The organism is Sphingomonas mali NBRC 15500 (assembly GCF_001598415.1).
Taxonomy (GTDB): Bacteria; Pseudomonadota; Alphaproteobacteria; order Sphingomonadales; family Sphingomonadaceae; genus Sphingomonas; species Sphingomonas mali.
Genome location: NZ_BCYX01000001.1, coordinates 54,241 through 77,602, shown reverse-complemented (window position 1 = coordinate 77,602; position 23,362 = coordinate 54,241). Strand labels below are relative to the sequence as shown.

Below are 23,362 nucleotides of genomic sequence, written 5' to 3'. Positions count from 1 at the left end.
AAATACGCTTCGCCGGGGAAGCGTTGAGAAGGACCGCGGTCTTCCTCAGGTAACCAGCGCGCCGTCCACGCCCCTGACGCCGCGGACGATCACCGCGTCCATCGCCGCTGCGGCGGCCTGGGGATCGCGCGCTTCGATCGCGTCGACGATACGTTCGTGCTTGCGCACCACGGTCTCGTGCTGGGCGAGGTTGCGGACCGGCGAACTCAGGGTGAAGGATTCGACCAAAGCGGTCTCGATCACCGCCGATAGCGCGCGCATCAGCATGTTTCCCGACGCCGCCCCGACGGCGCGGTGGAATTCGAGGTCGGCCTCGGCGAAATGCCGCCGGCTGTCGGTCGCGGCACGCATGTCGGCAATGCAACGGCGAAGCTGCGCGATAACATCGCGGTCGGCATGCTTGGCGGCGAGCGCGGCCGCGCGCGGCTCGATCGCGCGCCGTATCTCGGCGAGGTCGTTGCTCAATTTCTCGTCGAACCCCTGCGCCACCTTCCACGACAGCACGTCGGCGTCGAACAGGTTCCAATGGGTCGCGTCGAGCACTTTGGTGCCGACCCGCGACTTGGAGGCGATCAGGCCTTTGGCGGTCAGCGTCTTCAGCGCTTCACGCAATACGGTGCGCGAGATGCCGAAGCGATCGAGGACATCGGCCTCGTGCGGCAATCGCGTGCCCGGCGGATAGACGCCCGACATGATCTCGATGCCCAAAGCGCGGGCGACCTGGTCGTGGTTCGATCGCGCCTTGCGGTTGAATTTGTGGAAGCTGATCTCGGCTTCCATCGGGCTTGCCGGCCTGCGCCGAGCGGCGGAGCGGACGTTGCCCGGCTCGCGCATGTCGCGGTCAGCCATCGGCCAAGGACCGGAAGTGGATAGCGTTCGTCCCCATGTTCTGTTTCCCCGCCCGACTATGACGCCGGACGCGCATAAAGCAACCGCGCGAGCCGCCAGAAAACAACAATTCGTATGACAAATAACTTGGCCCTGATTGAGCGCGGCGATAGCGTGATTCTGCAACGGCCGGGTGTAACGGCGGCGACGCAGGAGCAGGATGATGGAGAGGGCCGAGTTCGACCGCCGGAATATTCTCGGCATGGCGGCGGGGGCCGCCGGCGCGGTAGCGCTTCCCGGCTTCGCGCGGGCGGCCATCGATCCGGTCGCCGACTATCGCACGCCGTACAAACATCCGAAGCTGGTTCTGGGCGGATCGGGGATCGCCGGGGAATTCGACGCCAAATCCGTCGATTGCCCGTTCGTCTTCTCGGCTAATGGCAAGTTCTATCTGACCTATGTCGGGTTCGACGGCGAGGGCTATCAGACTGGCATCTGTGAATCGACCGACCTGCTCCATTGGACGCGCAAGGGCATGATCCTCTCGCGTGATCCCAATGATCCGGTCACCCGCTATAATGTCGCCTGCGCTTCGATCCTGCGCGAAAACGAACTCCAATCCCCGGCGCGGCTGGTCAAGATCGGCGGGCGGTATCTCGCGGCCTGGCATGCCTATCCGGGCGCAGGATATGAGCAGGGCGCGGCGGTCATCGGGCTCGCCTGGAGCGACGACTTTCTCCACTGGCACCGCGGGCCGGTGATCCTGCGACCGGAAGACGGCGCCGAGTGGGAGCGCGGGGGGCTCTACAAGCCTTATCTCGTCAAGGAAGGCGACACGTTCTATCTCTACTACAACGCGAAGACGACGGGCACGCCGTGGGTCGAGCAGACCGGGCTCGCCACGTCGAAGGACCTCAAGACCTGGACCCGCCACCCGGGCAATCCGCTGATCCGCAACGGCCCCAATGGCGCCCCGGATGCGCGCTTCGCGAGCGATCCTGTGGTGGTGAAGCATCATGGCGAATGGGGGCTATTCTATTTCGGCCGCGCCAATGACGGCCCATGCCGTGAACTGCTCGCACTCGGTCGCACGCCGACCAGCTTCGAGAAAGTCGACGAGGTGCTGATCGACATCGGCGCCCCGGGGTCGATCGACGAGAAATTCGCCCACAAGCCCGCCGTGATCTATCACGACGGCGCGCTTTATCACTTCTATTGCGCGGTCAGCGGCAAATGGCCCAACGACACGCGCGGCTTGGCGGTGGCCCGGTCGAAGCCTTGGAGAGCGGTGCGCTCAGCCCAATCGGATGAACCGGGCGCTCCGTAGCAGGACGGGGCCGAGCAGGCCGGATTCGAGCAGCGGCGAGTCCACCGAATAATGCTTCCAGGTCGTGAACGCGATCCGCTGACCGGGCGGCTTGGGGCGGCCTTCGCGGTACCAATCGGGTAACCGCTCGATCCCGCCATCCCAGCCGAACGCGTTGACCGTGTACGCGTTCTCCGACGGAAAATGTTCGTCGCCGATCAGCCGGTTGGGCCAGAGGTTGGTAACGTGCACCTCGAGCAGATTGTCGCCGGCCCGCACCGCGTCGGTGACGTCGATGCGATAGGGCGGCTTCCACAACGCGCCCAACGGGTTGCCGTTGAGCGTGACGCGCGCGATCACCTCGACGCGGCCGAGATCGATGTACAGCCGCCGGTCGCCACCCAAGGCCGAAGGGGGCACCGCGAACCGCGTCCGCCAGGTCGCCGTGCCGGAAAAGTGCCGCACCCCGAAGTCGGCATGCCGATGCAGCGACGCGAGACGGTCGAGGGTGATCGCTGCTGGGGCCCCGAGGTCGGGCGGGAAGGACACTTGCCACGGACCGGCGAGACCGATGGGCGCGGGAATCGCGCCGGCGGCGATTTTCCGGTCGCCCAGTGTGTAACCTCCCTGCTGCCACAGGAGCAGGCCGCCCGGCACGACTTCGCTCGCGGGCGGCGCGGTGGGAGCAGGGGGCTGTTCGGCGGCGAGGCGGCCGATCGCCGACCGATCGAGCACCGCGCGACGGAGCGTCAGCCCGGCACTATCGCCTTCGAACAATCGCGGCTGGTTGATCGTCGCGTTCAGCAGCGCGTGGAGTCGCGCCTTGGTCGGTATGCCGGTCGCGACAGGCTTCCCGTCGAGGAACAATGCGGTGCTGCCATTGTCGGCAGTCAGCGCAAGGTGCGTCCATCCGGCGATCGGTGTCGGCGCGGCCAGCAGCGCGCGATAGCTGTCGCCCTCATTGGCGTAGGCGATGACGCCGTTGCGGCCCGCCGAAAGCGCGAGGGTGGCGTTACCCGCGCCGTAGATCGTCCTTCCGGCGGGCGGATCGATCAGGAAGCTGGCACCGGCAATTCCCAGCGTCTCCACGCTGCCGCCACGGGCGAGCGCAACGGCGCGCGGGGTAGTCAGGTCGGGTTCGGGATTGGGCATGGCCATGTCGGGACTGATCGGCCACAGTTCGACCTCGGGCTTGAGCCAGGCCGAGATGGTGAAGCGTCCCTCCGCCTCTTCGCGCGGGGCGGCGGGATATGCTGCGGTCCGTAGCAATTCGGTCGTTGGTCCGCGCAGCGCGGCCGCGCCAGACGTGGCGCTCGGCTTGCGGAACACGACGAAGCATGAGCCTGCCTCGTCGAGGCGGAGCGCGACGCGGGTAAGGCTCTCCCCCTGTTCGTATACCGGCAGGGGATAGGTCTCCCCGGTCATTGGGTCCCAGCATTCAGGCTGGCGGCCGGCGACGCGGAAGGTCGCGACCAGCTCTTCGGGGCGCCGCCGTGCATTGGACACGAAATAGATCTCCGCGTCGGCGGTGCGGCGGTGGATCCAGTGGATCCTCGCGTCACTGGCGCGCGTCGAGATCGCGACATCCGCCGCGAGCCCGGCTTCGGCCAGCACGCGCTTGAGCGGCACGCCCCAGAAGACACGCCCCTTGCCGCAGGCGCGCGATGTCCGCGCCTTGCCGTCGAGGTCACCCCACAAGCCGCTTGCCAGCCGTTTCACCTCGGCGTCGCTGTTCGGATAGTCGCGCAGCCCGTGCGAGCGTTCGACAGGCGCGCCGACCAGCCACATGCCCGCGCGGACAAGTTCGTCGATCCTGGCCAATGTCTCGCGCGTTATGCGCGGGTCATCGGGCATCACCAGGACACGGTAGCGCATGCCGTCGGGCAGCACGATGTGATTACCCTCGATCCGCGCGCGTTCGTGCAGCACGTCGGCGCCGCACACGTCGTAATCGTGTCCCGCCGGGACCGAATGCGGCAGCCTGGGCCGCGGACCCGACAAGGTAGCGGCGATCGGTTCCTCGATGTCGACCGGGCATTGCACCGGGGAATTCTCGCCCGTGAAGAACAGGATATCGGCGACGAAATTGCCCGAGGATAGCATGTGCTGGCAGCGCGTGGCGTAGCTTAGCCACGGTCCGGCTCCCTCGAACCAGGTGTTGGTCCGGTCGAAATGGAACCCCCAGGGCCCCATCGTCATGCCGGGCCGTGCGGTCGGATGCGGCTGCTGGGCATAACGGTGGAACACGAAATGGTTGAGGCCGAGCGAGTACATCTCGTCGCCCAGGCCTTTCATCGCATAGGGGTGCTCCTGCCAGCGCGATTGCGCCGGGCGGCCGGTGAAGGATTCGGCGCCGACAAAGGTCTTGCCCTGGACATGCGCGGTGGTCGCGGCGACCTTGACCGAATAAGCGGCGGCGCCGCCGCGCACCCAGAATTCGCCCATCAGGCTGTCGACCTTGGCGCCCGGACGCTGGTCGTCGAAGGGCCCGTTGCCATAGGGCTCGGTGAAGGACAGCAACCCGTGCTGGTGGCAAAGATCGTGGAAGCGGCCGTAATAGAGGTCTTCCATCAGGATCGCCTGAAGACGGCGCATGTCCCACAAAAAGCGTTCGGTGGTCTCTGGATCGCCGATCAGCCGGCCGGTCAGTGCGGGCATGTATCGGGTCAGTGCATAGCCGCGCCGCGCCTCGAACTCGCGCGGCATGGCCGCGGTCCAGTTCTGCATGCCGACTTCGTAGCTGTCGATCAGCACGCCCGCGAGCTGGCGCTGGCCGAGCCGCTCGAGCGCGGGAAGCAATTCGCGGAAATAGGTGGCGAAATGGAAGTCGAGCGCGTCGGCGCTGAACTTGTCGCATTCCAGCCCGATGCCCGCGGTCGCGGCCGAGACGTTGCGCGCTCCGGTCGCGGTGTGGCCGAAGCGGAGGATGCTCCAGGCGCCTTTCGGCGGCGTCCAGCGTAGCCGGCCGTCGGCGTCCATGAAGTGGCTGATGTCGATCACCTGCGCCGGATCGATCGTGGCGGCGGGAGCGGGGGCGCCGGGCGTTTCGCCGATATTGGCGTAGCGCCCCCAGCCGCCCTTGGCGCCGAGGTCGGCGACACGCGGATCGGCTGACAGGCGAAGTTCCGAGAGGCGGCATGCAGCCGGCACACCCACCCGGTAAAAGCGCGCCGCGGTCTCCGCGAAATTGGCGATGATTGGGGGTGTGGTGTGGACACGCCATGTCGGAACCGGCGCCTGGGCAAGCGGACGCCAAAGCGTGCCGTCGTCCGACACTTCCACGGTGAAGGCGGCCGAAGGAGAAAAGTTGGCGTTGTCCTCCTGCGGTGCCGCCTGCAGCAGCATCGAGCGGGAGCGGTAGGGGGTGGCGAACTCGACCACGATTTGTGACGGCGAGTCGCCTGGTTTGACGTCGAGCGCGGTCGACCCGTCGCCATCGGTGATCAGCCGCACATCGGCAGGCGCGCCGTTGAGCGTCGCGCGGACGATCTGGCCGCGTACGACCGCACGGTCGCCGGGAAGTGCGGGATAGGCGATCACCATCGCGTCGCGATAATGATCTAGGCGCGCGAACGGGCGCGGCAGCACGCGGTCGATCGCGGCGCCATCCTCGACCGTCACTTCGCTCCATACGAGCTGCTGCATCCCGCGTTCGGGGGTGATCCAGGGGCCGCCGCTCGACGACCAGCCCGGGCAATTGTGCAGGACGAGGGTCAGGCCCAGCCTGCCGCATTCGTCGGCGGCGTGGCGGATCATCTTCACCCATTCGGGGCTCAGCGTCTTGGCGGGCCCCTGCGGGATGCCGCAGCCGACATCGAACATGTGGACGCCGCCGACTCCCACGCGCGCCAGCGCCTCTAGGTCGAGTGTGATCCCTTCGGCGGTGACGTTGCCGTTCATCCAATGCCACCAGGTGTGCGGGCGCGCATCGGGCGCCGGCGACCGGAACTGGTCGAGCAGCGTATCGCCGGTCGCCGCCTCGCTCGTTTCCGGCCAGCTCAGCGTGACCGCGAAGCTTCCTGCGGCAGCACCCGCCAGGAATTCCCGACGTCCGATTCCCATAATCCTCTCCCGCCCATCGCCGGCGCTGGGTGATGGATAATGTAATATGATACGATAATAAAGCTTGATCCGCCGGGCTACGCTCATTTAAGTCATGGACCATGGCGACGGGCATCAGCCGCGCGCGTTTTGAGCAGGAGAGAGCGATGGGCACGCTGACAAGAAGCATCGCACGCGGGGTGTCGGCATGTGCTGCGCTGGCCCTGGCGGTGTCGTCAGCGTCGGCCGAAATTCCGGGCTACCAGGCCAAGCTCGCCACCAAACTGGCCAACGTCAAAGCGGGAATCGCAAGGGGGCCGTTCAAGTCCGACTGGGACTCGCTGCGCGCCGGATATCGCACGCCGGATTGGTTCCGCGACGCGAAGTTCGGCATCTTCATCCATTGGGGAGTCTATTCGGTCCCGGCCTTCGCCAACGAATGGTATTCGCGCAACATGTACGTGCCGGGCAACGCCGCCTACGAGCATCAGGTCGCGACCTACGGCCCGCAATCGAAGTTCGGCTACAAGGACTTCATCCCGATGTTCAAGGCGGAGAGGTTCGATCCCGCCGCCTGGGTCCAGCTCTTCTCCGAGGCGGGAGCACGCTACGTCGTCCCGGTCGCCGAACATTGCGACGGTTTCGCGATGTACCAGTCCGACCTGACCGAATGGGACGCGGCCGAGATGGGCCCGCATCGCGACGTGGTCGGCCTGATCGCCAAGGCGGCACGTGCCCGCGGCATGCATTTCGGCTTGTCTTCGCACCGCGCCGAACATTGGTGGTGGTATTATATGGGCCGCACGTTCGATTCCGACGTGAACGACCCGAAATATGCCGGACTCTACGGACCGGCCGCGCCGATGGGCCTGCCCGCCGACGGCCCGACCAACTGGCCCGACGGCAACCAGCTCCAGGAATGGATGCCGCCGAGCAAGGCGTTCACCGACGATTGGATGGGGCGCACGTCGGAGCTGATCGACAAATATCATCCCGAACTGATCTATTTCGACTGGTGGACCGCCGCGCCGATGTTCGAATCGCGGATGCGCGACACCGCGGCCTATTATTACAATCGCAGCGCGAGCTGGGGCGCGCCGGGGATCATCGCCTATAAGGGCGGGCAGTTCGCTGAAGGCAGCGCGCTGTTCGACATGGAGCGCGGCAAGACCGACCAGCTCCGGCTGACGCCCTGGCAGTCCGACACGTCGGTCAGCCTGAAGAGCTGGGGCTATGCCAAGAACGACAGCTATCGCACCCCGCAATCCTTGGTCGCCGACCTGATCGACATCGTCAGCAAGAACGGCAATCTGCTGCTCAATGTCGGGCCGAAGTCGGACGGCACGATTCCCGACGAGATCGTCTCGGTGCTAAAGGGCATGGGCGGCTGGCTAAAGGTCAATGGCGAGGCGATCTACGGCACGCGGCCGTTCAAATATTTCGGCGAAGGGCCGACCAAGTCGGGCCAGGTGCGCGTCGGCGGCCAGGTCGAGCAATCGGCGATCAAGGGCTTCACCCCGGCCGACATCCGCTTCACCACCAAGGGCAATGTCGTCTACGCGCTCGGCCTGGCACGGCCAGCAGACGGGAAGGTGCTGATCAAGACCCTGTACGCCGGGACGCCCTATCTCGATGCGCCGATCAGGAGCATCGACCTGCTCGATGGCGGCAAGATCAGCTGGCAGCAGACGCCCCAGGGGCTGAAGGTGAGCCTGCCCCCCGCAGCCGACGGGTCTTTCCCCTACGCGCTGCGCATCCGAACGCATTGATCACCGACTGAACGGCCGCCGGCACGGGGGCGGCCGCACTACGCCATATCGACGAGCAACGGGGGCTGTGATGGACAAGCGAGCGCGACTGGTACGCTGGGGCCGCTGGGCGGCGATCGCGTCGGCACTGTTGGGCGCGAGCGCGGTCGGCGCACAGTCCGACACGCCGGCGCTTCAGCCCTTCACCGTGGATCACGAGGTGCGGGTCGACTCTCCTGCCGATGCGCGTTTCGTCCATGACGGCCCCGCCGGGAGCCACGGCTTCATCCGTGTCCAGGATGGCCACCTCTATCGCGGCGACGGCAAGCGATTCCGGTGCTGGGGCTTCAATATGACCGGCTGGGCCAAGGGATCGGCCGAGCTTCCCGATCACAAGGCGGCGGAAACTTATGCCGCGGCGCTCGCGCGGATCGGCGTCAATTGCGTCCGGCTGCACTTCCTCGACCGGCCCGACACCGCCCTGCCGATCCGCAACGAAGGTGCGAGCATCTCACCGACCGCCGGGCCGTTCACCCATCCGCCGCGCGGGCTGATCCGCGGCGATCTGCCCGACAGCCGGCATTTCAACGCCGACCAGCTCGACCGGCTCGATTACTGGATCGCCGAGCTCAAGAAGAACGGCATCTATGCCGACTTCAACTTGAACGTCGGCCGCGTGTTCAAATCGGGCGACAACGTCCCCGACGTCGACCTGATCAACAATGCCAAGGGCTTCACCTATTTCGGGCCGGAGCTGGTCGCGCTGCAAAAGGATTACGCCAAGCAGCTGCTCGGCCATCGCAACGCCTATACCGGGCTGCGCTATGCCGACGACCCGGCGGTGGCGTTGGTCGAGGTGGTCAACGAGAACTCGCTGCTCGAATTCTGGGCGCGCAACTGGCTGCGTGGCGAGCGGACCAAGGACGGGCCGAACTACCAGCTCGACATGACGCCGCATTACGAGGCGCTGCTGGTCAGGATGTACAACGACTGGCTGGTGAAGAACCGCAAGCCCGCCGAGATCGCCGAATTGCACCGCATGGCGGGAATCGCCGACGGCCAGCCGGTGCCGTTCATGCGGCGCGGCGATCATCCCGATGCGCCACGGCTGCGGCTCGATGCGGAGATCGCCTTCCTCACCTCGGTCGAAGTCGATTTCCACGCCGAGATGAAGCGCTTCCTGAAGGACGAGGTCGGCGTGAAAGTGCCGATCATCCCGATGGCCGATCACACCTATTTCATGGCCAACCAGCCGCTGCTGCGCACGCTCATCAAGTCCGACATCGTCGACGCGCACGTCTATTGGCAGCACCCGGCGATTTACGGCCAGCGCAACGAGCCGATGGTCAATTCGCCCGAGCTGTCCACGATCCTCAAGCTGGCGCGCAGCGCGGTCGCGGGCAAGCCGTTCACGGTCAGCGAGGTCAACGAGCCGTTCCCGACCGATTACGGCGCCGAGATGATTCCAATCCTGGCCTCCTATGCCTCGCTGCAGGATTGGGACGCGGTGTTCTTCTACACGTTCGAGACCAAGGTCGCGGGCGAGTGGACGCCGATGATCACCGACCATTTCGACATGACGCTCGATCCGGTGGCGATGGCGCAGATGCCAGTCGGTGCGATTATCTTCCTGCGCGGCGACGTGTCGGCGGCGAAGACGATGCTGACGCGGTCCTATTCGACCGACCAGATCAGCGAGGCGGCGCGGCTGCCGCGCGCGGCGATGCCTTATTACACGCCGGGCTTCGACGTCCGCATTCCGTTGGTCCACGGCTCGCGCGTCTCGTGCCTCGACTGCAAGCCGAGCCTGCCGGCGCCGCTCGGACCGATGAACCCGATCGTGTCGGATACCGGTGAGCTCAGCTGGCTCACCGACGGCGGCAAGAACGGCCTGGTCAGCGTCAACAGTCCGCGCAGTCAGGCCTTGGTCGGCTTCATCAGTGCCAACAAGGTCGAGACGCGCAACCTGTCGGCACAGATCCGCAACCGGTTCGCGGTGATCACTCTGTCGTCGCTCGACGGCAAGCCGCTCAACCTGTCCAACCGCATCCTGCTGACCACCACGGGGCGGGTCGAGAATAGCGGCCAGAAATGGGATGAGCGCGGCTCCAACCTGACCGTCTGGGGCACCGCGCCGACCCTGATCGAGCCGATCAACGGCTGGGTGACGCTCAAGGACCTGGAAGGTGCAATCGGTGTATTTGCGCAACCGCTCGACGGCGCGGCGCGACCGATCGGCAAGGAGATATCGGGCAAGATGATCGAGCCGGGCTGGGAACTCCCGATCGGCAATCCGGCAACGACCAGCTACCTGATCCGCGTCGAACGCTGACGCCGGGACATCGGCGCCGCGGCGGTCGCGCGAAACTAGGCCATCAACGTAGCAAGTGAGGTCGACACTCCATCCAACCGTCATGCCGGACTTGTTCCGGCATCCAACGTGCAACACCCGAAGGATTCCGTTTGGGGAGGGTTGGACCCCGGAACAAGCCCGGGGTGACGGCGAAAAGACTGGCGTTCAGCTAACTGCTTACCGGCAGCCCTGACCCACGATGACCGGCAGCGCGGTCTTCGCCATCCGCGCATAGCCTGCGTCATTCGGATGCAGATGGTCGCCGATCTGCTCCGCCAGCCGCATCACCGTCGGCTTTCCCGGCTCGCCCATCGCCGCGTCGAAGTCGATCACGCCGTCGAACCTCTTGGCGTTGGCCCGAATCCACGCATTGACCGTCTCGCGCCGCTGCTCACCCGCGGCGTCGGCATAACCCGCGCCTTCGTACGGCAGCAGCGTGCCGATGATTACCTTGAGCCCACGTGCCTTCGCTCGCGCGAGCATCTGCTCGTACGCCGCGATCAGATTGGCGGCGGGAGGTTGCCAGTCCTTGGGGTCGCGCACCTTGCCGATGTCGTTGATCCCTTCGAGGATCACGACATGAGTGGCGTTGGGCACCGCGAGCACGTCGCGGTCGAAGCGCGACAAGGCATCGGGTCCTCGGCCCATGCTGAGCAGGCGGTTGCCGCTGATCCCTTCATTGGCGACAGCCCAACACCGCCCCCGTGGATTGGCGGCGAGCAGGCGGCCGAGTTGGTCGGGCCAGCTCATCGCCTTCGACGCGCCGGCACCCTCGGTGATCGAATCGCCGAATGTCACCAGCACGCGCGTCGCAACCGGGCTGGAGACCTCCAGTCCGCTGACCACACCCGGCGCGCGCGCGCGCTGGGGGTTGGTCAGCGTGAGCGCGGCGGTGGCGTTCCCGGGGGCCACATCAACCATTTGCGCATGGGCGGGCGGCGCCGCTTCCTCCGGATAATAGACCGTGATGGCGAGCCGCTCGCCGGCGGTGACCGGATAGTCGATCGGGTCGGACAGCATCGGCGCGCGAATTGGGATGACCGTATCGGGCGCGCCCGAGAAGGTCAGCGAGCGCAGGCTGCCCGCGATCGGCTTGTCCTGCGCGTCGAGCCGCACGACCGACACCGCGCCGATGCGCAGCGGGACATCCGATAACTCATTCGAGAAGCGCACCCGGATCGCCCGGCCGGCGATCCCGGCACGGAGATCCTGGCGGACGCTCTCGTCCTTGAACGGGCGGCCGAGCGCTTCCTTGATCTGGGGCTCGTAGCCGATTGCCGGCGCGGCCCAGCCGGGCACCCAGCGCTCCGGCGTTCCGGCAGCGGCGACGGCGAGCAGTCCGATCAACGGCAATGCGAGGGTAAGGCGACGTTTCATTATTTTCCTCCGCGAGCGATTTCGAACAAGGCCACGCCGTGCGCAGCAATCTGGCCGCCGGCCCAGTCCCCTCCAACCGGCGAGGCACCGGCGGGCAGAGCGACTGGATGCGCGACATTACCGTGGTTGATGACGATCAGCAGGCGCTTGCCCGCGCCGGCGCGCTTGGCGATCTCGAGGTCGGGATCGGCGCCTGCCACGATCGGCACGACTTTCGCGTCCGCGAGCAAATTGGCGGCAAGCTTCGCCATCGTCGCGGTGTCGAGCCAGGCGCCGATATAAGTGATGCTGCCGCGGCCGACCGAGCGCGTGACGATCGCCGGCTTGCCGTCGAGCCAGCCGCCGGCGTCGCGATAGGTCGCCAGCGTGCGGACGTCGCCCGCGGTCGGCGTCAGTGCCTCGGCCCAGATCCTTGCCTTGCCCGCCACGCTGCCGGTAATGCCGACGTCCTGATCGAGCGCATAGAATTGCTCGACCCGCGCGCCGAGCAGATCGGCCAGCGGCCCTGGCTGGCGCTGCGGCCATAGAGCGTCGGTGTCGTCCTTCATCCCCGATCGCGGCCCGAGCACGAGATGCCCGCCGGCGCGGACGTAGCGGTCGAGCGCCTTGGCCTGATCTTCGGTTACCACGTTCAGATTAGGGGCCACGACCAAGGGGTAGCGCGACAGATCGGCCTCCGCCGGCACGATCGCCACGCCTTGCGACTGCACGCGCAACGGGCGGTAGAAGTCGGTGAACGCCTTGACCGGATCGAAGTCGCGATGATGGCGCTGCAGGTCGATCGCCCAGCGGCTGTCATAGGAAAAGATCATCGCGATGCGCGCGGCGGGTACGGTATCGGCGAGCAACGGAGTGGCCTTGGCCAGCTCGTTCGCGGTCTTGGCGATTTCCGGCTGGATTGGATTGGGCTCGCCATCCTGGCCCAGGATCGCGCCATGATAGGTTTCCTTGCCGTTGGCGGCCGGGCGCCATTGCCAGTAGAGTATCGCGTCGGCGCCGTGCGCGACCGCTTGCCACGCCATCTCGCGCACCTGGCCGGGATCGAGCGCGCGGTTGACCGGGACCCAGTCGACGCGCCCGGGCTGCGTCTCCATCAACCAGAAATTGCGCTGCTTGTAGCCGCGGACGAGGTCGTGATTGGCGCCGTTCGCCACCCAATCGGGGCGCCCGTCGGGAATGTAATTGTCCCACGCCGCGATATCGAGGCCGCGATGCATCGCGAAATGGTCGAAGCCGGCATTCCAGAACATCGTGTTCGTGGTGACGAACATCCGCGGATCGATCAGCGGGCGGATAGCCTGCACCTGATTCTGAACGTAATCGATCCAGGTCGCGGTGGCGAAATGCTTGAAATCGAGCAGCAGGGCAGGGTTCTGCTGGCCGGTGGCGTGGAGCGGCACCTGCCCAAAATCGTTGTAATATTGGCTCCAATATTGGGTCGCCCAGCGCTTGTTCAGCACGGCGATGGAGCCATAGCGAGCCTTGAGGAAAGCATGCCAGGCGACAAGCGCTTCATCGTCGAACGACGGCGGGCCAATCTCATTGTCGATCTGCCAGCCGACCACCGCGGGATTGTGGCCATAGCGTTTCGCCATCTCGGTCGCGATCCGGCGGCTGAAGTCGCGATAGCGCTTGCTCGCGAACGAGAATTGGCGGCGTGCGCCATGGCCGGCCCGCGTACCGTTCTCGTCGACGCGCAGCACGTCGGGGTATTTCTGCGTCAGCCAGGCGGGTGGCGCCGCGGTGGGGGTGCCAAGCACGACCATCATGCCGTGGCGCTCGGCCGCCGCGATCGCGCGATCGAGCCAGGCAAAGTCGAAACGGCCGTCCTCGGGCTCCATCCGGCTCCAGGCGAACTCGCCGATGCGCACGGTGTTGAACCCGGTCGCCTTCATCATGGCGAGATCGACGTCCCAGCGCGCCTCGGGCCATTGTTCGGGATACCAGGCGGTGCCGACCGCGATCGCCGGACGGGCTGCAAAGGCGGTCGCGCGTTCGGGAAAGGGGGGCGGCGATTGCTGTGGCGCCGATGCGGCTGGCGCGCTCGCCAGTAAGGCCGTCGCCAGCAAGGCAATGATTCCGCGACCCGACATCCTATCCCTTTGATATTGGCTATCTGTTCTATCCATCGCGCCAGCTTGCCGGCGCGACGGCAACCATCCTAGCGAAATCATGGCTTTGCGCCAAATAATATGTTTATATGATGTTTGCGCAGTCGCGGCAGCAGGTGATCGCGGCAATCGGGAGAGGGACGGGAATGACTGGTATCGGGCGATTCGCGGCTGGGTGCGCCATGGCTGCGCTGGCAGCGGCAGCCTGGGCGAAAGATGCGCCGGTGCCCGCCCCGGTGCCTGCGGCAGCGCCAGCCGATCCCGATCCGGCGACCTTCCGCAATCCGCCGGCGGATGCCCGACCCAACACGCTCTACTTCTGGATGAACGGCAACGTCTCCAGGGAAGGGATCGACGCCGATCTCGCGGCGATGCGCGACGCCGGGCTCGGCGGCGCGATGATGTTCGACGGCAGCAGCGATGTGCCCAAGGGCCCGGTCGACTATCTCAGTCCGCAATGGCTCGACCTGATGACGCATATGATGGAGCGGGCCAAGGCGCTGGGGCTGAAGGTCGGACTGCATAATGCGCCGGGCTGGTCGTCGTCGGGCGGCCCGTGGATTACGCCCGACCGCTCGATGCAGCAGATCGTCTGGAATGAGACGACGATCGCTGGGGGCAAGCCCGTCGCGATCAAGCTGCCGCAACCCTATACCAAGAAGGATTTCTACCGGGACGCGGCGGTGCTCGCCTTTCCCGCGAGCGACGGTGACGAGAGCGTCTATCGCGACGCGATCGCGTCGATGCGCGTGGCGGGACCGGTGGCGGCGAGCGGGCTGACCGATCGCGATCTCCACACCGCGGTGGAGATCACGCCGGACTCGCCACTGGTGATCGAGATGAAGGCGCCCTTCACCGCGCAGGCAGTGACGCTCTGCGGGGACGTGGACGCGCATGCGTTCAGCGCGACGATCGAGGCATCGGACGATGGTGCTCGCTGGAAGAAAGTAGGCGAGGTCTCCGCGCCGGTGCAGCACGAACGCGGCATCGAAGCGCCGGGCAGCATCAATTTTCCTGCCGTCACCGCGCGCTATTTCCGCATCACGCCCAAAAGCAAGCTCAGGCTCGCCGAAGCGTTATTCTATGCCACGCCGCGGATCGACGATTGGGGCAATAAGGGTGAGCATTTGTTTCATATGCTGCCCGCGGCCGAGGCCCGGCCGTCCGACCCGATGGCCCGCTATGCGATCGATCCGAAGAAGATCGTCGACGTCACTGCGCGTATCGACGCCTCGGGGACGTTGCGCTGGACGCCGCCGCGCGGCCGCTGGACGATCCTGCGTTTCGGACACACCACGACCGGGCACCTCAACGTCTCCGCCTCGGATTCGGGACGTGGGCTCGAAGTCGACAAGCTCGACGCCGCGGCGACCGACTTTCAGTTCAAGAACAGTGTCGACCGATTGGTCAAGGCGTCGGGACCGCTCGCCGGCTCGACCTTCGATATGCTCGAGATCGACAGCTATGAGGCTGGGCTGCAGAACTGGACCGCCGCGCTGCCCGCCGATTTCCAAAAGCGTAACGGCTATTCGATGCTGCCCTATCTGCCGGCGCTGACCGGGCGGATCGTTGGCGATCTCGACACCTCCAACCGCTTCCTGTTCGATTTCCGCCGCACGCTCGCCGACCTGATGGCCGACAATTATTATGGACGGATGCAGGCCAATGCGAACGCGGCGGGCCTGCGGTTTCATGTCGAGGGCTATGGGCCGGGCCCGTTCGACGAGCTCCAGGTATCGGGCCGCGCGCAAGTGCCGATGACCGAGTTCTGGACGCGCACGCCGTGGACCGACAACCGCACGGTCAAGATGGTGTCGTCGGCGGCGCACGTCTACGGCAAGCCGGTGATCGCCGCCGAGGCCTTCACCGGCGAAGCGGAGACCAGCCGCTGGCAGGACTATCCCTATGCGATGAAGCTGTTGGGCGACCAGATGTTCGCGCAGGGGTTCAACCAGGTCTTCTTCCACCGCTACGCGCACCAGCCCGATCCCAACGCCGTGCCGGGGATGAGCATGGGGCCGTGGGGGATCAACCTCGAGCGCTCGAACACCTGGTTCGCGCAATCGAAGCCGTGGATGGAGTATCTTGCGCGCAGCCAATATCTGCTGCGCCAGGGCACCTATGTCGCCGATGTGCTTTACTTCGTCGGCGAGGAGAGCCCCAACGAGGCGGAATATGTCCGGCCCGACGTGTCGCCCGACACCAATCCGAAGATCGGGCAATATTTCGATCCGCAGATGCCGCCGGGCTATAATTACGACCTGGTGAATGCCGAGGTGCTGCTGACCCGCGCGCATGTCGAAGACGGCGCGATCGTGCTGCCCAACGGCGCGCGCTACCCCTTGCTGGTGCTGCCGGCGACCTTGTCGAGCATGACCCCGGCGCTGGCCGAACGCCTCCGCGCGCTGGTCGAGCAAGGCGCGACGATTCTGGGTCCCAGGCCGCAACATTCGCTCACGCTCGTCGGCAGGTCCGAGGGCGATCGCGCCTTCGACGCGGCGGTGGCGGCGCTCTGGGGCAGCGGCCCCTCAGCGGCGCCGGCACGCCCCGTGGGCAAGGGCAGGGTGCTTTCCGGGACCAGCATCGGAGATGCGCTGGCCGGCATGAAGGTAGCGCCCGACGCGCAATGCCGGACCGATAGTCCCGACGGACAGGTGGTATGGCTCCATCGCCGACTGACCGCGAGCGACATGTATTTCGTCGCCAACCGTCAGCGCCGCGCGGAAACCGTGCGATGCACCTTCCGCGTTGGTAATGCCGTGCCGGCCTTATGGGATGCCGAGAACGGCAAGATCGCCCGCCCGGCTCTGTTCGAAAGTGGTGCCGACAGGACGACCGTGTCGTTCGACCTGGCGCCGGCCGGCTCCACCTTCGTCATGCTCGATCCGGCCGGCGCGGAGCGAGGCATCAAATGGATCGCGCGCGACGGCCAGCGGGTTGCCGATCTCGACGCCGCGCCGGTCAAGGCGGCGCCCGCGCCCTCGGATAGCTTCACGCTTTCGTTGTGGGCCAAGCCAGACGTCGATCTCCGCGTAATGCCCGACGAGAAGATCGACGGGCGCATCAACGAAACCGGCAAGAATTATCTGATCAATGCCCGCTCGGGCCGCGATCTATACGGCGAGGGGACGGCGGTGGCCGGGCTCGCGATCGGCCGCAACGGCGCGATGGTGATCGAGCGTGTCTCGCCCGATGTCGTCCCGGCGGTGCTGGTCAGCCGCACGCCGATCAGCGGCTGGACGCATGTCGCGTTGGTCTATGACAAGGGCGTGCCGAGCCTCTATCTCAACGGCAAGTTGGTGCGCACCGGCCTGAAGAGCGGACGCCATGTGTTCGCTGGCGGCAGCGACGCGCCATCGCCGACGGGCGTGACCTATTTCTTCGAGGGCAATTCGACTCCGCTCGCGACCGTGCCGCGCGCACTGACGCCGGCCGAGATTGCCGGGGAAGCGGCCAAGGGCCCGTCGCTTCCCGTGACTGGCGCCTCGTCGGTAACGCTGACGCGGCGCGGCGACGGGAAGCTCGACGCCCTTGCCTGGCGGAGCGGCAACTACACGACCGACACCGGCGCGGGCTTCACCGCCGCGGTCCCCGATCCGATCGCCGTGAAGGGACCATGGTCGGTACGGTTTCAACCGGGCAGGGGCGCGCCCGCCGCCGCCACGTTGCCGCGCCTGGAATCGCTCAGCCACAACGCCGATAGCGGCATCCGGCATTTTTCCGGCACGGCGGCCTACGAGCGCGAGATCGCCATTCCCGCCTCGGCGTTGCGCAAGGGGCGTCGTGTCTTCCTCGACCTCGGCCGTGTCGAAGTGCTCGCCGGGGTGACGGTCAACGGCAAGGATCTCGGCGTGGTGTGGAAGGAACCGTATCGCGTCGACATCACCGATGTCGTCCATGCCGGCGCCAACAAGGTCTCGGTCGCGGTCACCGATCTCTGGGTCAACCGCATGATCGCGGACGCCGCGCTGCCCGAAGAGGGCAAATATGTCGATGGCGATTGGGCGATCGGCGAGCGCGTCGGCGCCGATGGCAAGAAGACACCGATCATGGCGCGCAAGATCACGGCGTTCCCCGATTGGTACAAAGCCGGGCAGCCCAAGCCGTCGGGCGGTCGCGTCACTTTCTCGCCCTGGACCTTCTACGCCAAGGACGAGCCGCTGGTGGATTCGGGGCTGCTCGGTCCGGTCCGCGTGGTGTTCGCCGACGAGATCGAGCTGAGGTGACGGTCATCGGGTCCTCGGCATCCGGACCGCCATGCGGCTGCCGCTTGCGCGCACCGAGTTCCGGCCCTTATTGTCATACGGTTTACGACCCCGATCGGATTTCCGGCACCGGGCGATCGGAGGAGACCAATGACGATGCAATCCCGTCCTGATTTCGGAAGGGTCGCCGACGCGACCTTGTCGAACGCGGACCAGGTCGCACGCTCGATCGGCAGCGACATCCTGTCGGGTGTCTTCGCGCCTGGTTCGAAATTGCCGTCCGAGGCCGAGATGCTGGCGCGTTTCGGCGTGTCGCGCACCGTCCTGCGCGAAGCGTTCAAGACCTTGACCGCGAAGGGCCTGATCGTCGCGCGGACGCGCGTGGGCACTACCGTGCTCGACAGCGTACATTGGAACTTCTTCGACGCCGACATCCTGGCCTGGAAGGTTGCCCAGGGGCTGGATGTGGATTTCATCCGCGACGTCGCCGCGATCCGCATGGCGATCGAGCCGGCGGCGGCCGCGGCCGCGGCCGAACAGGCGACGCCGGAAGACATAGCGATCCTGCGCGGCTGCCTCAGCCGTATGGCGGAAGCGACGAGCAGCGCGAGCGACTTCGCCCATGCCGATCTCGATTTCCATAAAGCCGTCGGTTACGCCTCGGGCAATGTGCTGATGCGGTCGCTCGCGGCGGTGATCGAAACTGCTTTGCTCGCCTCGTTCCGACTGAGTTCGCCGGTGCGGGAGGCGGAGGTGCACGAAGAGAGCGTGCAGGGCCATACCCGCATCGTCGATCTGATCGAGGCTGGCGATGGCGCCGGCGCGGCACAGGCGATGCGTGCGATCATCACCCATGGTCTCGACCGGCTCGAGCGCGCGAGCGCGCCGCGCAAGCGCAAGACGACGAAATAGTCCTTTACCCGGCTGCGCCGCCTTGCGGTGTAAATGATACTATTATAACACAAGAGCGGGGCCGGCTTGGCTGCGCTGTTCGCGGACCGCCGGTGTATAGAGAGGATTGTCATGACAGGCTTGAAAAAGGCCGACGTGTCTCGCCGCGAATTCGTCCATTGCGTGGCGTGCGCGACGGCGGTTGCGGGATCGCTCGCCGCGTCGCCGATGGCGCTCGCCGCACAGCAGGCGGTGTTGCGCGGCAAGGAAGCGGTGCACGAATTCCCGTACGGCGCCGTCCGCCTGACCGGTGGCCGGATCAAGCAACATTACGACCATATCGCCGCGCATTACCTCGCGCTCGACAATGATCGCCTGCTCAAGGTCTTCCGTCAGAATGCCGGTCTGCCGGCGCCGGGCCCCGACATGGGCGGCTGGTATGATGCCGATGGCTTCGTGCCGGGTCTCGCCTTCGGCCAATATGTTTCGGGCCTCGCGCGGATCGGCGCTACCACCGGGGACAAGGCGGTTCACGCCAAGGTCGCGGCTTTGGTGGATGGCTTCGGCAAGGCGATGATCGCCGCCAAGAACCCCTATGCCGGACCCAAGGCGCAGGAACAGTGGGCGGCCTATGTCATGGACAAATATGTCGTCGGACTCGTCGATGCCTATCGGTTGAGCGGGGTCGAGCAGGCCAAGACATTGCTGCCGATGATCATCGACAAATGCATGCCGTATATCTCGCCAGTGTCGCGCGACCGGGTCGGCAAGGTCGACCCGCCCTATGACGAGACCTATGTCCTGCCCGAGAATCTGTTCCACGTCGCCGATATCACCGGCGATGACAAATATCGCGCGATGGCGGTGCACTATCTGCTCAACAAGGAATGGTTCGATCCGCTTGCGGCGGGCCAGGACGTGCTGCCGACCAAGCATGCCTATAGCCATACGATCGCGCTGAGCTCGGGCGGCCAGGCCTATCTCCATCTCGGCGATCCCAAATACCGCAAGGCGCTCGAGAATGCCTGGACCTTCATGGAGCCGCAGCGTTTCGCCAGCGGCGGCTGGGGACCGGAAGAGCAGTTCGTGCCTCTCCATCAAGGCAAGCTCGCCGCCAGCCTCAAATCCTCCAAGGCGCATTTCGAGACGCCGTGCGGCAGCTTCGCCGACATGAAGCTCGCGCGTTACCTCACCCGCTTCACCGGTGCGCCGGTCTATGGCGACGGGCTAGAGCGCACGCTCTACAACACGATGCTCGCGACGCGACTGCCCGACAGCGACGGCGACTATCCTTATTATTCGAACTACGGCGGTGACGCCGAGAAGCTCTATTACCAGAAGAAATGGCCATGCTGCTCGGGCACGTTGGTCCAGGGCGTCGCTGACTATGTCCAGGGCCTCTATTTCCACGACGACAATGCGCTGATGGTCAACATGTATGCCGGCTCCGAAGTCCGCTGGGATCGTCCCGGCGGCGCGGTCGAGGTCGTGCAGGAAACCGATTATCCGGCGACCGACCATATCCGCCTGACGGTGCGCAAGCCCGGCAATGGCCGTTTCGCGCTGAAGCTGCGCATTCCGGCTTGGACCAAAGGAGCATCGCTCCGCGTCAACGGCGCGCCCCAAGCGGTTGCGCCCGGCACGCTGGCAACGGTCAGCCGGACATGGAAAGCGGGCGACGTGGTCGAACTGACGTTGCCGCAGCCGTTGCGCACCTTGCCGATCGACGACCAGAACCCGAATCTTGCGGCGGTGATGCGCGGCGCGGTGATGTATGTCGGGCTCAATCCCTGGGCCGGGATCGGCGACCAGACCATTGCCTTGCCGGCCGCGCTCGAGCCGATGCCGGGCCAGAACCAGTCGTATCGCGCGCAGGTCGAGGGCCGCGATCTGGTGTTCGTGCCGTACTTCAACGTCGATACCGAACGCTACAACACCTATTTCAAGACTGCCTGATGACCGAACCCCGGATCAGCGCGACCTATTGGATCGAGACGGCGTTCCCGCTGGAGCAGGCGGCGGCGACGATGGCCGGCGAGCAATCGACCGGCACCTTCGTACGCGTGCCCGGCGAGACCGACGAACTGCGCGAGGCGCATGCGGCACGGGTCGAGGACCTGATCGAGCTGGGCGAGGTCGCTGCACCGTCGCTCCCGGGGTCGGGGCTGCCCAAATCGGGCGACGCCAAGCGCCGCGCCGCGCGCGTGACTCTGTCCTGGCCGGTATCGAACATGGGGCTGTCGCTCCCCAATCTGCTGGCGACGATCAACGGCAATCTCAGCGAGCTCAAGGCGTTTTCCGGGCTGCGGTTGATCGACGTGACGCTGCCGCCCGAATTCCTGAATCGCTATCAGGGTCCGCAATTCGGCGTCGCCGGCACGCGCAGGCTGGCGGGAGTATTCGACCGGCCGATCATCGGCACGATCATCAAGCCGAGCGTCGGCCTCTCCCCGGAGGCGACCGCCGAGCAAGTCCGGACCCTGGTCGAGGCCGGGATCGATTTCATCAAGGATGACGAGCTCCAGGCGGACGGTCCGCATTGCCCGTTCGACGCGCGGGTCTCGGCCGTGATGCGCGTGATCAACGACCATGCCCAACGCACCGGCAAGAGGGTCATGTATGCCGCCAATCTGACCGGCGAGATCGACGAGATGCTCTCGCGCCACGACCATGTCATCGCCGAGGGCGGCACTTGCGTCATGGCGAGCATGAATTCGATCGGCTTGCCAGCGATGAAGGTGCTGCGCGCGCATTCCCAGCTCCCGATCCACGGCCATCGCAACGGCTGGGGCATGCTCGGCCGCTCGCCGGCGATCGGCATGAGCTATATCGCTTTCCAGAAATTGTGGCGTCTGGCCGGGATCGACCACACCCATGTCAACGGCATCGACAACAAGTTCTGCGAGAGCAACGAGAGCGTCATTGCCTCGGCGCGCGAGTGTCTGACGCCGATGTTCGATCCGCCGCACCCCGGCTGCGAGATCATGCCGGTCTTCTCCTCGGGCCAGTCGGCCAGACAGGCCGCGCCGACGTTCGCCGCGCTCGGTTCGGTCGACTGCATGTTCGCGGCGGGCGGCGGGATCATGGCGCATCCCGGCGGCCCGGCCGCGGGCGTGCGCGCGCTGCGTCAGGCATGGGAAGCGGCAGTGGCGGGGGTACCGGTGGAAGACGCCGCGCGCGATGCGCCCGAGCTGGCCGCAGCGCTGGAGGCCTTCGGGGGGTGACGCCACTCTACGCTTTCTATGGCGACGATTTTACCGGATCGACCGATGTCCTCGAGCAATGCGCCGAGGGCGGGGTACCGGCGGTCCTGTTCCTGCGCGATCCCGATGCCGCATTGCGTGCACGCTTCCCCGAGGCGCGGGCGATTGGCCTTGCCGGTGACAGCCGCAGCCGCTCGCCCGACTGGATGGATGACCATCTGCCGCGCGCTTTCGCCAGCCTCGGCGACGCTGCGATCATCCATTACAAGACCTGTTCGACATTCGATTCCAGTCCGCACACCGGCTCGATCGGGCGCGCGCTGGACCTCGGTGTTGCCGCTTTCGGTGGTCCGGCGGCGATCGTTGTCGGCGCGCCGCATCTTCGCCGCTACGTCGCGTTCGGCAATCTCTTCGCGGCGGCGGGGGCGGAGGTGTTTCGCATCGACCGCCATCCGACGATGTCGCGCCACCCGGTGACGCCGATGCACGAGGCGGATCTTGTCCTGCATCTCGCGGCGCAAACCGACGCGCGGATCGCGTTGGTGCCGATCGATCGCATCCACGCCGATGAAGCCGACGCCGCCTTTGCGGAAGCGGGCGACGCCGCAGGCATCCTGTTCGACGGACTGTCGGTCGACGATCTCGTCGCGACCGGTGCGGTCCTGCTCGGCCGCAAGGTGAAATTCGCGGTGGGCAGTTCGGGTGTCACGCGCGCGCTGGTGCTGGCGTGGCGGGCGGTCGGGATCGTCACGGGCGAGCCGAGCAGCGTACGCGCGCAGGAGGTCGACCGGCTACTGGTAGTGAGCGGAAGCTGCTCGCCGGCCACGGCGGCGCAGATCGGGCGCAGCACGACCGACGGCTTCACCACGATCCGCGCGGATGTCGACGCGTTGCTGCGCGGCGAGAGCACGGAAGAGGAACGGTTGGTGCAGGCGGCCGGGGGCGCGTTAAGCGAGGGTGGCCGCGCGGTGATCCATTCGGCGGAAGGCCCGCTCGGAGCGGTCGCCCCGGCAGCAGGCGATCGGTTGGGCTCCGCGCTGGGCCGTGTCGCGAGTGCCGCGATACGGCAGGCCGGATTGCGCCGCGTCCTGTTCGCCGGTGGGGATACGTCGAGCCATGGCGTCGCCCAATTGGGTATCGACGCATTGACCTGGGCTGCCCCGATCGAGCGCGGTGCGCCATTGGTGCGCGCGCATGCCGCCGATCCGGTGATAGACGGGCTCGAACTGGTGCTGAAGGGCGGCCAGATGGGCGGCGAGGGATTTTTCGAAGCGGTTAGGCTCGGAGGATAGCGGCTCC

General features: G+C 66.2%; 12 protein-coding genes. 8 read left to right on the top strand and 4 right to left on the bottom strand.

Going from position 1 to position 23,362, the window contains the following annotated elements; translation table 11 throughout:
* Positions 1 to 45 precede the first annotated feature (45 nt).
* Complete coding sequence (locus tag SMA01S_RS00325; protein WP_245649087.1) at positions 46 to 849, bottom strand: FadR/GntR family transcriptional regulator; 804 nt, start codon at positions 847 to 849, stop codon at positions 46 to 48.
* Between the two features lie 202 nt (positions 850 to 1,051).
* Between SMA01S_RS00325 and SMA01S_RS00320 the strand changes: the two genes are divergently transcribed.
* Positions 1,052 to 2,155: a glycoside hydrolase family protein gene (locus SMA01S_RS00320; protein ID WP_245649086.1), complete on the top strand. Its 1,104-nt coding sequence runs from the start codon at positions 1,052 to 1,054 to the stop codon at positions 2,153 to 2,155.
* Here SMA01S_RS00320 and SMA01S_RS00315 read toward each other — a convergent pair.
* Positions 2,123 to 6,196, bottom strand: a complete 4,074-nt coding sequence (locus SMA01S_RS00315; RefSeq protein ID WP_066816045.1) for a glycosyl hydrolase — start codon at positions 6,194 to 6,196, stop codon at positions 2,123 to 2,125. The genes SMA01S_RS00320 and SMA01S_RS00315 overlap by 33 nt on opposite strands.
* A 146-nt stretch (positions 6,197 to 6,342) precedes the next feature.
* Here SMA01S_RS00315 and SMA01S_RS00310 point away from each other — a divergent pair, with 146 nt between their 5' ends.
* Positions 6,343 to 7,944, top strand: a complete 1,602-nt coding sequence (locus SMA01S_RS00310) for an alpha-L-fucosidase (protein ID WP_066816785.1) — start codon at positions 6,343 to 6,345, stop codon at positions 7,942 to 7,944.
* A 70-nt stretch (positions 7,945 to 8,014) separates the two neighbouring features.
* The gene (locus SMA01S_RS00305; protein WP_066816042.1) at positions 8,015 to 10,255 is read left to right on the top strand and encodes a hypothetical protein; all 2,241 of its coding nucleotides are present in this window, start codon (positions 8,015 to 8,017) and stop codon (positions 10,253 to 10,255) included.
* A gap of 198 nt (positions 10,256 to 10,453) precedes the next feature.
* Here SMA01S_RS00305 and SMA01S_RS00300 read toward each other — a convergent pair whose 3' ends face one another.
* Positions 10,454 to 11,653 carry an SGNH/GDSL hydrolase family protein gene (locus SMA01S_RS00300; RefSeq protein ID WP_066816039.1) on the bottom strand — a complete coding sequence of 400 codons (1,200 nt, stop codon included), beginning with the start codon at positions 11,651 to 11,653 and terminating at the stop codon, positions 10,454 to 10,456.
* Complete coding sequence (locus SMA01S_RS00295; RefSeq protein WP_066816036.1) at positions 11,653 to 13,746, bottom strand: beta-galactosidase; 2,094 nt, start codon at positions 13,744 to 13,746, stop codon at positions 11,653 to 11,655. Before SMA01S_RS00295 ends, SMA01S_RS00300 begins: the two co-directional genes overlap by 1 nt.
* A 200-nt stretch (positions 13,747 to 13,946) precedes the next feature.
* On the opposite strand from SMA01S_RS00295, the gene SMA01S_RS00290 reads away from it, so the two are divergent.
* The 5 genes from SMA01S_RS00290 to SMA01S_RS00270 all read left to right on the top strand — a co-directional run bounded on the left by SMA01S_RS00290 (position 13,947) and on the right by SMA01S_RS00270 (position 23,355).
* On the top strand, positions 13,947 to 17,990 hold the full coding sequence (locus SMA01S_RS00290) for a glycosyl hydrolase (protein WP_245649085.1): 4,044 nt from the start codon (positions 13,947 to 13,949) through the stop codon (positions 17,988 to 17,990).
* Between the two features lie 129 nt (positions 17,991 to 18,119).
* Positions 18,120 to 18,881 (top strand): FadR/GntR family transcriptional regulator, encoded by a 762-nt coding sequence (locus SMA01S_RS00285; protein ID WP_245649084.1) that lies wholly within the window; start codon positions 18,120 to 18,122, stop codon positions 18,879 to 18,881.
* 111 nt (positions 18,882 to 18,992) lie between these two features.
* Positions 18,993 to 20,816, top strand: coding sequence for a beta-L-arabinofuranosidase domain-containing protein (locus tag SMA01S_RS00280; RefSeq protein WP_066816033.1), 1,824 nt, complete (start codon positions 18,993 to 18,995; stop codon positions 20,814 to 20,816).
* Complete coding sequence (locus tag SMA01S_RS00275; protein ID WP_066816031.1) at positions 20,816 to 22,084, top strand: ribulose-bisphosphate carboxylase large subunit family protein; 1,269 nt, start codon at positions 20,816 to 20,818, stop codon at positions 22,082 to 22,084. Before SMA01S_RS00280 ends, SMA01S_RS00275 begins: the two co-directional genes overlap by 1 nt.
* The gene (locus tag SMA01S_RS00270) at positions 22,081 to 23,355 is read left to right on the top strand and encodes a four-carbon acid sugar kinase family protein (RefSeq protein ID WP_066816028.1); all 1,275 of its coding nucleotides are present in this window, start codon (positions 22,081 to 22,083) and stop codon (positions 23,353 to 23,355) included. The genes SMA01S_RS00275 and SMA01S_RS00270 overlap by 4 nt, the downstream gene beginning before the upstream one ends.
* Positions 23,356 to 23,362: the final 7 nt, after the last annotated feature.

Bases quoted from the DNA above. Each gene is read 5' to 3' on its own strand.
- SMA01S_RS00325 (WP_245649087.1), bottom strand. From the start codon at position 849: ATGGCTGACCGCGACATGCGCGAGCCGGGCAACGTCCGCTCCGCCGCT.
- SMA01S_RS00320 (WP_245649086.1), top strand. From the start codon at position 1,052: ATGGAGAGGGCCGAGTTCGACCGCCGGAATATTCTCGGCATGGCGGCG.
- SMA01S_RS00315 (WP_066816045.1), bottom strand. From the start codon at position 6,196: ATGGGAATCGGACGTCGGGAATTCCTGGCGGGTGCTGCCGCAGGAAGC.
- SMA01S_RS00310 (WP_066816785.1), top strand. From the start codon at position 6,343: ATGGGCACGCTGACAAGAAGCATCGCACGCGGGGTGTCGGCATGTGCT.
- SMA01S_RS00305 (WP_066816042.1), top strand. From the start codon at position 8,015: ATGGACAAGCGAGCGCGACTGGTACGCTGGGGCCGCTGGGCGGCGATC.
- SMA01S_RS00300 (WP_066816039.1), bottom strand. From the start codon at position 11,653: ATGAAACGTCGCCTTACCCTCGCATTGCCGTTGATCGGACTGCTCGCC.
- SMA01S_RS00295 (WP_066816036.1), bottom strand. From the start codon at position 13,746: ATGTCGGGTCGCGGAATCATTGCCTTGCTGGCGACGGCCTTACTGGCG.
- SMA01S_RS00290 (WP_245649085.1), top strand. From the start codon at position 13,947: ATGGCTGCGCTGGCAGCGGCAGCCTGGGCGAAAGATGCGCCGGTGCCC.
- SMA01S_RS00285 (WP_245649084.1), top strand. From the start codon at position 18,120: ATGACGATGCAATCCCGTCCTGATTTCGGAAGGGTCGCCGACGCGACC.
- SMA01S_RS00280 (WP_066816033.1), top strand. From the start codon at position 18,993: ATGACAGGCTTGAAAAAGGCCGACGTGTCTCGCCGCGAATTCGTCCAT.
- SMA01S_RS00275 (WP_066816031.1), top strand. From the start codon at position 20,816: ATGACCGAACCCCGGATCAGCGCGACCTATTGGATCGAGACGGCGTTC.